Here is a 201-nt window from a genome sequence, read left to right on the forward strand (position 1 = left end):
CGCGCTGGACCCGGTCGAGTCGGTGGAGCGGCTCGCGGAGCTGGGTGCGCACGGGGTGACGTTCCACGACGACGACCTGATCCCCTTCGGGTCCACCGACGCGGAGCGGGAGCGGCTGATCGGCCGGTTCAAGGACGCGCTGGAGCGCACCGGGATGAAGGTCCCGATGGCCACCACCAACCTGTTCACGCACCCCGTGTT

The 201-nt window shown here is 70.1% G+C and carries 1 pseudogene; it reads left to right on the forward strand.

The annotated features are described in order from the left end of the window. A pseudogene (locus OO67_RS35615) lies at nucleotides 1-201 on the forward strand (xylose isomerase); the annotation flags it as partial.

Origin of the sequence: Streptomyces atroolivaceus (assembly GCF_000717025.1) — a bacterium.
Lineage (GTDB): Bacteria > Actinomycetota > Actinomycetes > Streptomycetales > Streptomycetaceae > Streptomyces > Streptomyces atroolivaceus.